This is a genomic window from Caballeronia sp. RCC_10, from assembly GCF_041360715.1.
GTDB lineage: Bacteria > Pseudomonadota > Gammaproteobacteria > Burkholderiales > Burkholderiaceae > Caballeronia > Caballeronia grimmiae.
The window spans coordinates 43,444-55,658 of record NZ_JBFUPT010000011.1; the positions used below are offsets into that span (position 1 = coordinate 43,444).

General features: G+C 63.9%; 15 protein-coding genes. 10 read left to right on the forward strand and 5 right to left on the reverse strand.

Annotated features, from left to right (window positions below; translation table 11 throughout):
* Positions 1 to 18: 18 nt before the first annotated feature.
* A complete protein-coding gene (locus AB6804_RS19585) occupies positions 19 to 306 on the reverse strand; it encodes a hypothetical protein (RefSeq protein ID WP_370887859.1) in 288 nt (95 codons plus the stop codon).
* Between the two features lie 191 nt (positions 307 to 497).
* Here AB6804_RS19585 and AB6804_RS19590 point away from each other — a divergent pair, with 191 nt between their 5' ends.
* Both AB6804_RS19590 and trxA read left to right on the forward strand, forming a co-directional pair.
* Positions 498 to 1,397: a pirin family protein gene (locus AB6804_RS19590; RefSeq protein ID WP_370887860.1), complete on the forward strand. Its 900-nt coding sequence runs from the start codon at positions 498 to 500 to the stop codon at positions 1,395 to 1,397.
* A 71-nt stretch (positions 1,398 to 1,468) separates the two neighbouring features.
* Positions 1,469 to 2,317, forward strand: a complete 849-nt coding sequence (trxA, locus tag AB6804_RS19595; RefSeq protein ID WP_370887861.1) for a thioredoxin — start codon at positions 1,469 to 1,471, stop codon at positions 2,315 to 2,317.
* A 69-nt stretch (positions 2,318 to 2,386) separates the two neighbouring features.
* Here trxA and AB6804_RS19600 read toward each other — a convergent pair whose 3' ends face one another.
* Positions 2,387 to 3,229, reverse strand: coding sequence for a ThiF family adenylyltransferase (locus AB6804_RS19600; RefSeq protein WP_370887862.1), 843 nt, complete (start codon positions 3,227 to 3,229; stop codon positions 2,387 to 2,389).
* Positions 3,230 to 3,508: 279 nt separating this feature from the next.
* On the opposite strand from AB6804_RS19600, the gene pdxH reads away from it, so the two are divergent.
* The 3 genes from pdxH (at position 3,509) to AB6804_RS19615 (ending at position 6,543) form a co-directional block, all read left to right on the forward strand.
* The gene (gene pdxH, locus AB6804_RS19605) at positions 3,509 to 4,150 is read left to right on the forward strand and encodes a pyridoxamine 5'-phosphate oxidase (RefSeq protein ID WP_370887863.1); all 642 of its coding nucleotides are present in this window, start codon (positions 3,509 to 3,511) and stop codon (positions 4,148 to 4,150) included.
* Positions 4,151 to 4,258: 108 nt separating this feature from the next.
* Positions 4,259 to 5,473, forward strand: a complete 1,215-nt coding sequence (locus AB6804_RS19610; RefSeq protein ID WP_370887864.1) for a class I SAM-dependent methyltransferase — start codon at positions 4,259 to 4,261, stop codon at positions 5,471 to 5,473.
* A gap of 14 nt (positions 5,474 to 5,487) precedes the next feature.
* A complete protein-coding gene (locus AB6804_RS19615) occupies positions 5,488 to 6,543 on the forward strand; it encodes a DUF72 domain-containing protein (RefSeq protein WP_370887971.1) in 1,056 nt (351 codons plus the stop codon).
* A 7-nt stretch (positions 6,544 to 6,550) separates the two neighbouring features.
* Here the strand turns inward: AB6804_RS19615 and msrA are convergent, their stop codons facing one another.
* The gene (msrA, locus tag AB6804_RS19620) at positions 6,551 to 7,111 is read right to left on the reverse strand and encodes a peptide-methionine (S)-S-oxide reductase MsrA (protein WP_370887865.1); all 561 of its coding nucleotides are present in this window, start codon (positions 7,109 to 7,111) and stop codon (positions 6,551 to 6,553) included.
* Positions 7,112 to 7,157: 46 nt separating this feature from the next.
* Between msrA and AB6804_RS19625 the strand changes: the two genes are divergently transcribed.
* Both AB6804_RS19625 and AB6804_RS19630 read left to right on the forward strand, forming a co-directional pair.
* A complete protein-coding gene (locus AB6804_RS19625; protein WP_370887866.1) occupies positions 7,158 to 7,400 on the forward strand; it encodes a hypothetical protein in 243 nt (80 codons plus the stop codon).
* Positions 7,397 to 7,909, forward strand: a complete 513-nt coding sequence (locus AB6804_RS19630; RefSeq protein WP_035967870.1) for a flavin reductase family protein — start codon at positions 7,397 to 7,399, stop codon at positions 7,907 to 7,909. Before AB6804_RS19625 ends, AB6804_RS19630 begins: the two co-directional genes overlap by 4 nt.
* Positions 7,910 to 7,925: 16 nt before the next feature.
* Here the strand turns inward: AB6804_RS19630 and AB6804_RS19635 are convergent, their stop codons facing one another.
* A complete protein-coding gene (locus AB6804_RS19635; protein ID WP_035967869.1) occupies positions 7,926 to 8,432 on the reverse strand; it encodes an Lrp/AsnC family transcriptional regulator in 507 nt (168 codons plus the stop codon).
* Between the two features lie 133 nt (positions 8,433 to 8,565).
* Here AB6804_RS19635 and kynB point away from each other — a divergent pair, with 133 nt between their 5' ends.
* From kynB to kynA, 3 genes are read left to right on the forward strand one after another with little or no spacing between them, the layout of a single operon-like run.
* Positions 8,566 to 9,192, forward strand: coding sequence for an arylformamidase (gene kynB, locus AB6804_RS19640; RefSeq protein ID WP_370887867.1), 627 nt, complete (start codon positions 8,566 to 8,568; stop codon positions 9,190 to 9,192).
* 27 nt (positions 9,193 to 9,219) lie between these two features.
* Positions 9,220 to 10,470 (forward strand): kynureninase, encoded by a 1,251-nt coding sequence (kynU, locus tag AB6804_RS19645; protein ID WP_370887868.1) that lies wholly within the window; start codon positions 9,220 to 9,222, stop codon positions 10,468 to 10,470.
* Between the two features lie 11 nt (positions 10,471 to 10,481).
* Positions 10,482 to 11,363, forward strand: coding sequence for a tryptophan 2,3-dioxygenase (gene kynA / locus AB6804_RS19650; RefSeq protein WP_370887869.1), 882 nt, complete (start codon positions 10,482 to 10,484; stop codon positions 11,361 to 11,363).
* A gap of 13 nt (positions 11,364 to 11,376) precedes the next feature.
* Here the strand turns inward: kynA and AB6804_RS19655 are convergent, their stop codons facing one another.
* Positions 11,377 to 12,177, reverse strand: a complete 801-nt coding sequence (locus AB6804_RS19655) for an IclR family transcriptional regulator (RefSeq protein ID WP_370887870.1) — start codon at positions 12,175 to 12,177, stop codon at positions 11,377 to 11,379.
* Positions 12,178 to 12,215: the final 38 nt, after the last annotated feature.

The window sequence follows — 12,215 nt, forward strand, 5'->3', positions numbered from 1 at the left end:
TTCGCGAACGAAGACGCTTTACTTGCTTTGGCCGGACTCGGTGCCCGCATTGTTGCCGGTTTCGGCTTCCGGCGTCTTCTTGGTCGCTGCCGACGACTGCGTGCCGTGCTTGCGCGCCTTGTGGTGCTTCTTGGTCGTGGAGCCGGAACCCGTTCCCGCCGATGCGTCGCCCTGAGTGGCCGTCGAGGTGTCGCCGCCCATTGCAGCCGACGAGTTGCCCGACGAGGTCTGCGCAAACGCGCCAGTTGCGGCAGTTGCCGTGAAAAGGCCCGCGGTGATGGCGATCAAAAGCTTGTTCTTGCTCATTGTTTCCCTCTCCTATCAAGATTGCGCGACCTGCACGCAGCTTCAAAAAGCGCGGCCGGTCACGACCGCACGGAACTTCGAAAGGATGAGCGCACGCCCGGAGCCCGGGCAATGCACCGCCTGGCGGCCACCGGTAGAATCGGCAGTTCTGGTGCGCCATTCCGGCGCCCGCCTTTCTTCGGTGAACCGCCATGTCCTCGACGATTCGCGCGCAGTTGAAACCTCATCAACACGACGTCGGCGGCCTCATGGTGAGGCGCGTGCTTCCCGCGCTTGCGGCGCGCACCGTCGGACCTTTCATCTTCTTCGACCACATCGGACCCGCAACCCTCGTGCCCGACAAGGGCCTCGACGTGCGGCCGCATCCGCATATCGGGCTTGCCACCGTCACTTATCTGTTCGACGGCGCGATCATGCATCGCGACAGCGTCGGTTCCGTGCAGAAGATCGTTCCGGGCGATGTCAACTGGATGACCGCCGGGCGCGGCATCGTCCATTCGGAGCGCACGCCCGACGAAGAGCGCGCGAGCGGCCAGACGATGCACGGCATCCAGACATGGGTAGCGCTGCCGGTCGCGAGCGAGGACGTGGAGCCCTCGTTCGAGCATCACGCAGCCGCGACGCTCCCGCAAATCGAGCGCGGCGGCGTCACCTTGCGCGTGATCGCGGGCACCGCGTTCGGCGCGACAGCCCCGACGCGCACGTTCTCGCCGACGCTCTACGTCGCCGCCCACTTCGCGCCGGGCAGCGAACTCACGCTCGACGCCGAGCACGAGGAACGCGGCGTCTATCTCGTCGATGGCGATCTGTCGGTCGACGGCGTTGCCGTCCCGCCGCAGCAGATGTCCGTGCTGACGCCAGGCGCGGCCGTGCAACTCGCGAGCACGAGCGGCGCGGTCGTGATGCTGCTCGGCGGCGCGCCGCTCGACGGCACGCGCTTCATCGAATGGAACTTTGTATCGAGTTCGCGGGACAAGATAGAAGCTGCCAAGCTCGCATGGAGCGAGCAGCGCATGGGCGAGGTTCCGGGCGAGACCGAGTTCATTCCGTTGCCGCCGCCGCGCCGCGAACAGCGCGCGCCGGAAGCGTGAACCATTGATACATGCGTCGGGCGTCCCCAACTAGGATGTCGACACAAATCACAAGCATGAGGAGAGAACGCATGGATACCACCCTTGCCACATTCGAGAACGACGTCATCAACGCGTCGATGCTCGCGCCCGTCCTCGTGGATTTCTGGGCGCCCTGGTGCGGCCCCTGCAAGACGCTTGGCCCGATGCTGGAAAGGCTGGAAGCCGAAGCCGGCGGCACATGGAAGCTCGTCAAGGTGAACGTCGACGAGAATCAGGAGCTTGCGCAGCACTTCCAGGTACGCAGCATTCCGCACGTGATCGCATTCGCGGAAGGCCGGCCAATCGATCAGTTCATCGGCGTGCTGCCCGAAGGCCAGTTGCGCGCGTTCCTCGACAAGCTCGTGCCCGACGGCGCCGATGCCGAGCGCAACGCCGCGCATAACGCGTGGGCCACAGGCAACCGCAAGGAGGCGATCGACCGCATCAAGGCCGCGCTCGCGCTCGATCCGGGCTATGACGACGCCCGCCTCGACCTGATCGAATGGCTGCTCGCGGAGCGGCGCATCGACGAGGCGAAGGACGAGGACAAGCTGCTGTCGCCGAAGACCACGCAAGGCATCGATGCCCGCTACAACGCGCTGAAAACCGAGCTGGACGCCGCCGAAGCCGCCGCCCAACTGCCGCCCGCCGACGCGCTGATCGGCGCGGTGAATGCGAATCCCGACGATCTCGAAGCGCGCTTCGCGCTGGCCAACCGGCTGATCGCCGGCCGCGACTATGAAGGCGCGCTGGAGCATCTGCTGGCGATCGTGCAACGCGACCGCGCCTTCATGGACGACGTTGGCCGCAAGACGATGCTCTCGGTCTTCGAACTGGCGTCGAATCAGCCCGATCTCGTGTCGCGCTGGCGGCGCAGGCTGAGTGCGGCGATGAATTGATCGTCGCTGTTCAAACGCAAACGGCCAGCTAAAAAGCTGGCCGTTTTTTCATCCGGGCTGATCCGGCGATCAAGCCGCCCGTTTGGCCAGTTCCCGAAGCACGAACGCCGCCGCCGCAAAACCGAAGCTCGCCGTCACGCAGACACTCGAACCGAAGCCCGCGCAATTCAGCCCCACCGGCCCCGCGTAGTTCGCGCCCGTCTCCAGATGCTCTGCGCCTTCGCTGATATCGCACGCGGGGGCATCGGGGTAAATGAGCGGCTCGTCCGAATACACCGCACTGACCTTGAAGCGCGACTTCGGCCCGCGCGGAAAGCCGTGCTGCTTGCGCAACTGGCCGCGCACTTTCGAGAGCAACGGGTCCTGAATGGTGAGCGCGAGATCGTCGATGCGAATGCGCGTCGGATCGAGTTGCCCGCCCGCGCCGCCCACGGTGATGAGCGCCTGCTTGCGCGCCACGCACCAAGCGATCAACGCCGTCTTGGTACGCACGCTGTCGATCGCATCGACGATGAAGTCGAAGCCGCCGCCGAGCGTCGCATCGAAGTTGCCGGGCTCGACGAAATCTTCGACCTGCCGCACATCGCACGCAGGATCGATCAACGCGATGCGCTCGGCCATCGCGCTCACCTTCGCCTTGCCGTAGTTGCCGTCGTGCGCGTGAATCTGCCGATTCGTATTGCTCTCGGCGACGTTATCGAGGTCGATCAGTGTCAGCGTGCCGACCGCACTGCGCGCCAGCGCCTCCGCCACCCACGACCCCACCCCGCCGATGCCGATGACCGCGACATGCGCGCGCTCGAACGCGGCGAGCGCCCCCGCGCCATACAAACGTGCGATGCCGCCGAAGCGCCGCTCGCGGTCGGCGGCGTCTTCGACGGAAAGCCTGACGGCGGAATCATGTGGAGTCATGGCGTTGGTGCAAAATGGGTGACGGACGGAAACGCCCGCTCATCAAGGCTTACAGGCGGCTGTCGATGCATGGTAGAGCGCAGTCCATTCATGCAAAGTGCCGCTGAATTGCGTATTCTGCCTTATCGATAACGAAGCCGTGATAGCCGCAACCGATGCGAACGAAGAATTATGTCCTCCCTCTTCGATGCCTTGACGCTGGTCATCGCAAGCCCTGGTAAACGGGGCAAGAACGTATCACCTTGGCTATACTGACGCGATTGTAGCGTTTGCATAAAAATGACGACCTTAGCAGACCTTCGAAAGAATTATTCGCGCGGCGCGCTGGACGCCGCTGACGTCGATCCCAACCCGGTGCGCCAGTTCCAAACCTGGTTCGCCCAGGCGCTCGATGCCAAGCTGCCCGAGCCCAACGCGATGACGCTCGCCACCGTCGACGCACGAGGCCGCCCGTCCGCGCGCATCGTGCTGATCAAGGGCGTCGACGAGCGTGGCTTTGTTTTTTTCACCAATTACGATAGCCGCAAGGGCCGCGAACTTGCGGAGAATCCGGCGGCGAGCCTGCTGTTTCACTGGATCGAACTCGAGCGACAGGTACGCATCGAGGGCACGGTCGTGAAAACGAGCAACGAAGAAAGCGATGCGTACTACGCGTCGCGTCCGCTCGGATCGCGCATCGGGGCGTGGGCATCCGACCAGAGCCAGCCGCTCGACAGTCGCGAGACGCTCGAAGCGCGCGAGCGCGACATGATCGCGCGATACGGCGACGCGCCGCCGCGCCCGCCGCACTGGGGCGGCTACCGGCTCGTGCCCGAGACGATCGAATTCTGGCAGGGACGGCCCTCGCGGCTGCATGACCGCATCGTCTATACGCGCGACGGCGCCGACGGCCCGTGGCGCATCACGCGGCTCGCACCGTAAGGCAGGCACGCCAGAAAGCATCGCAAGAAGCACGGCCGGCGCAAAAGGGGCAACGAACATGAGGGCGCGAGCCTTCACCTTGGATTTTCTTAGCGCGGAGAAACAAGCATGTTCTGGGAGAAGAAGCTGACGCAATGGGTTGACGAGGTGCGGGAAAGGGCCAATCTCCCCGCGCGCCTCGTGCTGTGGGACGGACAGCAGCATGACTTCGGCAGCTTTGCCGCGCCTCAGGTGACGCTGCACGTGAAGAGCGCGACCGCACTGCCCTACTTGCTGGAGCCGAGCCTCGACAATCTCGGCGAGGCGTATGTGAAGGGCAAGATCGATATCGAGGGCAAGCTCTCGGACATCATCGATATTGGCTACTCGCTTGCGAAGAGCACGGTCACGAGCGCCGGCAAGCTCGCCCGCGTGCGACGCTACTTCACTCATTCCAAGGCGTCCGACAGGAAAGCCATCCAGTACCACTACGATGTGTCGAACGAGTTCTATCAGCTCTGGCTCGACAAGAACATGGTGTACTCCTGCGCGTATTTCGAAAATGGCGACGAAGACCTCGCCACCGCGCAGATCAAGAAAATCGACCACATTCTCACCAAGATTCAGGTGCAGCCGGGCCATCGCCTGCTCGATATCGGCTGCGGCTGGGGCGCGCTCGTCATTCGCGCGGCGCAGAAGTTCGGCGCGAAATGCGTGGGCGTCACGCTTTCCGAGAATCAGTTCAAGCTCGCGACGCAGCGCGTGAAGGACGCCGGCCTCGAAGACCAGATTGAAATCCGCTTGCAGGATTATCGCGATGTGCCGGGACAGTTCGACCGCATCACGAGCGTCGGCATGTTCGAGCACGTCGGGCGCAAAAATCTGCCCGGCTACTTCGCGCGGATTCACGATCTGCTCGTCGATGACGGCGTGGCGATGAATCACGGCATTACGTCGTCGGATGCGGATAGCGGCGAGACGTCGCTCGGCGGCGGCGAGTTCATCGACAAGTACGTGTTTCCGGACGGCGAGCTGCCGCATATCAGCCTCGCGCTCGAAAGCATGCAGCGCGGCGGGCTGGAGGCTGTCGATATTGAAAGCCTGCGGCGTCACTACGCGCATACGCTCGATCTGTGGGCCCACAACTTCGAGACGCATGCGGAAGAAGCGAGAAAGCTCGTCGACGACGAGAAATTCCGCATCTGGCGCGTGTATCTGGCGGGCTGCGCCTATGCGTTCGAGAACGACGACGTCTCGATCTATCAGGTCGTCTGCCGCAAGGCCGGACGCAGCGCCCGGACACTGCCGTGGTCCCGGCGGTATATCTACGAGAAGCCGCTCTGAGTCACGGTGAAACGCTGAGCGACGCAAGCGCGGACGATCGCGACGACGAACAGTCCGATCTGTTCGGTTCAGCCGCGCCCGTACCTGCTGCCGCTTCGAAGAGCCGCGGCGTGCAGCCCGCCGTTTCGCAGCCGGAACTCGAAGCGCTGGCACGACGGCTACCGCCGGGCGTTCATCTCGGCACATCGACGTGGTCGTTTCCGGGCTGGCGTGGCATCGTCTACGGCGACGATTATTCGAACACCAAACTGTCCCGCGACGGCCTTTCCGCTTACTCCGCGCATCCGCTCTTGAGAAGCGTGTCGATCGACCGCTCGTTCTACGCGCCACTGTCGCTTGCGGAGTATGCGCGCTACGCATCGCAGGTGCCGGAGCATTTCCGCTTCATCGTGAAGGCGCCCGCCTCCGTCACCGACGCCTTCATTCGCGGCGAGCGCGGCGCGCCCGGTTCCGGGAACCCCGCGTTTCTCGACGCGCGCATCGCCATCGACGAGTTCGTGACGCCGTGCATCATCGGCCTGGGCGCCAAGGCCGGCGCACTCGTGTTTCAGATTCCGCCGCTGCCCGACGCGATGATCGTCGAGCCATCGCGCTTTACCGATCGTCTCGCGACGTTTCTCGGCGCGCTGCCGCCGCTCGAAGGCGATGCGTGCTACGCGGTGGAGCTTCGCGACGCGGTGATGCTCACGCCGCGCTTCACCCGCGCGCTGCGAGACGCGAACGTGCGGTATTGCATCGGCGTGCACGCCCGGATGCCGGACGTGCGCCGCCAGGCGAAGGCGCTTGCGCTGCTGGACGAACAAAAGAAGGGGCAGCTCATCGTGCGATGGAGCCTGCACAGCGGCTTCAAATACGAACAGGCGAAGGCGAAGTACGAGCCGTTCGACAGAATCGTCGATGAAGACATCTACACGCGCGCCGCGCTCGCCGAACTGGCGGCGCAGTACGCGATTGCCGGCCAGCCGGTGGTGATTGCGGCGAACAATAAGGCGGAGGGTTCCGCGCCGCTGACGTGCTTCGAACTGGCGCGCAGTATCGCAGAAGCGTGCGAGCGCGCGCAGTCGAACTAGCGATGCATCACGCCTTCAGCCGATGCGCGAACTTCTTGCGGAACTTCGCCACTTTCGGCCCGACGATCGCCGCGCAATATCCCTGATTCGGATGCTGCGCGAAGAAGTTCTGGTGATACGCCTCGGCGGGATAATAGTCGTCGGCGAGCGGCGTGACTTCGGTGACGATCTTGCCGCTGAAGACATCCTCCCGCTGCAGTTCGTCGATCACTTCGAGCGCGGTCTTGCGTTGCTCGTCCGAATGCGTGAACACAGCCGAGCGATACTGCGTGCCGACATCGTTGCCCTGGCGATTGAGCTGCGTCGGATCATGCGTCGCGAAGAAAATCTCCAGAACTTCGCGATAGCCGATGACGTCCGGATCGAACACGACTTTCACGACTTCCGCGTGGCCAGTGTCGCCGTCGCAGACCTGCTCGTACGACGGATTCACCACCTGCCCGCCCGCATACCCCGATTCCACCGACTGCACGCCTTCGACCGCCAGAAACACCGCTTCGGTGCACCAGAAACAACCGCCGCCGAGCGTCGCGGTTTCGAATCTCGCCTGCGCGTTTTGCTGGGTCATGCCTGCTCCTCATCAAGTGCATGCGGCGATGCCGCGGACCTTCCATATGGATGCGCCGACGCGCTTCTTCAATGACGACGAGCTTAACCGCGATTACAAAGCGGCGTCGCCCACACACTCCGTACTGGCTTATGGCGGCTTGCTGCGGCCGATTCCGCTAGAATCGACACAAATCTACAGCTTTTTCATGCTTTCAAGGAAAGTCGTTCCGACAAAGGCGCGACGCGCGGCCGGCTCGGTTGCACACAACAAACTCGACCGTATACTCGCCCGCCCAGTTGCCACATGACACGCGCCAAAACCCCGAATTTCGACCCGACCACTTTCCGCGCCGCACTTGGCCAGTTCGCGACCGGCGTGACGGTCATCACCACGCGCACGGACTCCGGCCAGCTGATCGGCATCACGGCAAGCTCATTCAATTCGGTTTCGCTCGATCCGCCGCTCGTGCTGTGGAGTCTGGCGACGCGCTCGGCTTCGATGCCGGTCTTTCGCGCCAATAGCCATTACGTCGTGAACGTGCTGGCGGCCTCACAGCTCGACCTTTGCCGGCGTTTCGCGACGGTCAAGGGCGACCGCTTCGCAGGCGTGTCGCACGCCGCCGGCGATACCGGCATGCCCGTGCTCGATGGCGCGCTTGCCTGGTTCGAATGCCACAACCGCAGCCGCTACGACGAGGGCGATCACGTGATCTTCGTCGGCGAAGTGGAACGCTGCGGGGTGCACGAGAACGCGTCGGAGATCGCGCCGCTCGTCTTTCAGGCGGGCGGATTCCATACAGTCGGACCGCTCGAATAAGGCTGCGAGGCGCGGATCAGCCGTTCGACACGCCACGCGCCGGCTGGTCGATCAACGCGACAGGCACGCCCGCGTCGTCCTTCATGGTTTGCAGCACGATGTTCGAGCGTATGTCGATGACGCCCGGCGCCTTGTACAGCTTCGTCAGAATGAAATCGGAGTAGTGCTTGAGGTTGTGCGCGAGCACGCGCAGCACATAGTGCGTGTCTCCGGTGACGACGAACGCCCCGACCACTTCCGGCCATTCGCGCACCGCCGCCGCGAACTTCTCATGCCAGTTTTCCTGGTCGTTGCGCATGGAGACGTGGACGAACGCCTCGAGTTCGATGCCTAGCCGCTCTCGGTCGAGGCACGCGCGATAACTCGCAATCACCCCTTCTTCTTCGAGCAGCCGCATCCGGCGCAGGCACGCCGACGGTGAGAGCGAGATGCGCTCCGCCAGGTCCAGGTTGCTAATCCGTCCATCTTCCTGCAAAACCGCCAGAATTCGGCAATCCGTTGCATCGAGCGTGAATCCGGTCACTTTTTAGCCTCCGAGCCCGTTTCATCGAATTATGTTCTAGCCGGAACGTTTTTGGGTGGTTATTTCGCAATCACCTTTCCGATCTGGACGGCTATGATTTGACGCATATCCACACTCTCTGCTAGGCCGCGCCATGACGCTTTTCGATATCTCCGCGCCCATCGCCAACGGCGCCCCGGTCTGGCCGGGCGATACGCCGGTCGGCATCGAGCGCGTCTGGCGGATGGAAGCGGGGTCGCCCGTCAACGTCGCCCGCCTCACGCTTTCGCCGCACACCGCCACGCACGCCGACGCCCCGCTTCACTACGATGCCGACGGCGCACCGATCGGGGCCGTCGCGCTGGACGCGTATATCGGTGCGTGCCGCGTCGTGCACTGCGTCGGCGCGAAACCGCTCGTCACGCCGGAGATGATCGCCGCTCATCTCGACGACGCCCCGCCGCGCATGCTGCTGCGCACCTATGACCGCGCGCCGCTCGACGCGTGGGATAGCGCGTTCTGCGCGGTCGCGCCCGAAACCATCGACTTGCTGGCCGCGAAAGGCGTGAAGCTCATCGGCATCGATACGCCTTCGCTCGATCCGCAGGAGTCGAAAACGATGGACGCGCATCGCCGCATCCGCGCCCATCGCATGGCGATTCTCGAAGGCCTCGTGCTCGATGCCGTCGCGCCCGGCGATTACGAACTCATCGCGCTACCGCTGAAATTCACGACGCTCGATGCAAGCCCCGTGCGCGCCGTGCTCCGTCCTCTTCGCTAAATAATCCGCCAACTCATGGACTTTTCGATGAAACATCGTGACGATGCCGCCGCGCTCGACCGCGACGATCCGGTCGCCCCGCTGCGCCAGCAGTTCTCGCTCGCCGACGGCGTGATTTATCTCGACGGCAATTCGCTCGGCGTGCCGCCCAGGGCCGCAGCCGCGCGCGCCGCCAGCGTGATCGGCGCGGAATGGGGCGAAGGGCTGATCCGAAGCTGGAATACCGCCGGCTGGTTCGCCCTCCCCAAGCGCCTCGGCAACAAGCTCGCGCCGCTGATCGGCGCGGGCGAAGACGAAGTCGTCGTCACGGACACAATTTCCTCGAACCTGTTCAAGGTGCTGTCGGCCGCGTTGAAAGCCGCGAACGAGCGCGATCCCAAACGTCGCGTGATCGTCTCCGAACGTTCGAACTTCCCGAGCGACCTCTACATCGCGCAGGGCCTCATCGAGCAACTGGATCGCGGCTATGAACTGCGTCTCGTCGATGACGCCGCCGAGTTGCCCGCCGCCATCGACGAGCACACCGCCATCGCGATGATCACGCACGTCAACTACCGCACCGGCTACATGCACGACATGGCCGCACTCACCGAGACGATTCATCGCGCGGGCGCGCTCGCCGTATGGGATCTCGCCCATTCGGCAGGTGCAGTGCCGGTGGATCTGAACGGCGTCGGCGCGGATTATGCGGTCGGCTGCACGTACAAGTATCTGAACGGCGGACCCGGATCGCCGGGGTTCGTGTGGGTCCCGAAGCGGCATCAGAATACGTTCTCGCAACCGCTCTCCGGATGGTGGGGCCACAAGAAGCCGTTCGAGATGGACCCGGTCTACCGGCCGGACGACGGCATCGGGCGCTTTCTCTGCGGCACGCAGCCGATCGTCTCGATGGCGCTCGTCGAATGCGGACTCGATGTCTTCCTGCAAACGGATATGCAAACGCTGCGGCGCAAGTCGCTCTCGCTCGCCGATGCGTTCATCGCGCTCGTCGAAGCACGCTGCGCCGGCTTCCCGCTGACGCTCGCGACGCCCCGCGATCATGCGCAGCGTGGCTCGCAAGTCAGCTTCGAACATCCGCACGGCTATGAAGTGATGCAGGCGCTGATTGCGCGCGGCGTGATCGGCGATTATCGCGAGCCGCACATTCTGCGCTTCGGCTTCACGCCGCTCTACACGCGCTTCGTCGATGTGTGGGACGCCGTCGAAGTGCTGCGCGACGTGCTCGCGACCGAAAGCTGGCGCGCGGCGGAATTTGCCGAACGCGCGTCGGTGACCTGAGGACAGAGAACATGAGCGAAGTCAAAGGTTGTCCGTTCGGACATGGCGCGGCGGCATCGCCGGAAGGGGAAAAGGAAGGCTGGCACGACGCCCAGCTCGATTTCTCCGATTCAATGAGCTACGGCGATTATCTCGGCCTCGATTCGATCCTCACGGCGCAGCATCCGCTGTCGCCGGATCACAACGAGATGCTGTTCATCGTGCAGCATCAGACGAGCGAGCTCTGGATGAAGCTCGCACTCTACGAGCTGCGCGCGGCGCTGGACTCGGTGCATCGCGATGAATTGCCGCCCGCGTTCAAGATGCTCGCGCGCGTGTCACGGATTTTCGAGCAACTGGTGCAAGCGTGGAACGTGCTCGCGACGATGACGCCGTCCGAATACACCGCGATGCGGCCTTATCTCGGCGCGTCGTCGGGATTTCAGTCGCATCAGTATCGGCAAATCGAGTTTCTGCTGGGCAACAAGAACGTGCAGATGTTGAAGCCGCACGCGCATCGGCCGGACATTCTCGGACAGGTGCGCGAGACGCTGGAAATGCCTTCCTTCTACGACGAAGTCATCCGCCTGCTCGCACGACGCGGTTTCGACATTGCGCCGGAGCGGCTGGAGCGCGACTGGACGCAGCCGACGACGCACGATGCCTCCGTCGAGGCGGCGTGGCTCGCGGTGTACCGCAATCCGTCCGAGCACTGGGAACTGTATGAGATGGCCGAAGAACTCGTCGATCTCGAAGACGCGTTCCGGCAATGGCGCTTTCGCCACGTGACGACCGTCGAGCGGATCATCGGTTTCAAGCAGGGCACGGGCGGCACGGCGGGCGCGCCGTATCTGCGAAGGATGCTCGATGTCGTGCTGTTTCCGGAGCTTTGGCACGTCCGGACCGTGCTTTGATCGCCTCGCGGGCCTAGCCGAGGCGCGCGGCCAGCGCCTTCAGTTTCGGGCCGATGATGTCGCGGAAATACGCTTCATCCATCGACGACGCCGGCCCGCTGCTGCTCAACACGAGCCATCGGCCATTGCGCACGTCGCGAAACGGCGCGGCGATCGCGTTCACGTCGTCGTGCCACTCGCGGAACGAATAGCAGCAGCCGTCACGCGCGTAATCGTCGATGGCGCGCGCCGCCGCTTTTACGCGTTCCGCGCCCTCCTCCCTTGCCAGTTCCTCCAGTAACGCCGCACGCGCCGCCGGTTCCTGCACGGCGAGATACGCGCGGCCCATCGAACTCGTGAGCATCGACAGACGCGACCCCGGCGCGAGGCCGAGCGTCAGCGCCGTCTCGCTGCGAATGGTTTCCAGATAGATCATGTCCAGTCCGTCGCGGCAGCCGAGCGATACCGCCGCGCCAATCTCGCGCGCGAGCGCGCGCATATGCGGTCGCGCCAGTTCGAGCATGTCCGCGCCCGCGAGCAGCGCAAAGCCGAGCGACAGCACGCCGGTGTCGAGCGCGTACTTGCCGGCGGCTTCGTCGAACCGCATGTAGCCGAGCGTGGCGAGCGTATAGGCGAGGCGGTTCACGGTCGCTTTCGGCAAGCCCGTGCGTTCGACGAAATCGCGGTTGCCGAGCAAGGTTTCGCCGGGGCGAAATGCGCGCAATATGTCGAGGCCGCGTGCGAGCGCGACGACGAATTTGCGCTCGTCGATGGCATCGGATTCTGAAAGGCGCGACCCATTTGCCGAGAGCCTGCGATTGTTGGCGGGTTTCATCGAATGCTAAACTCGAAGCAGGTTTGCAGAACATTGTT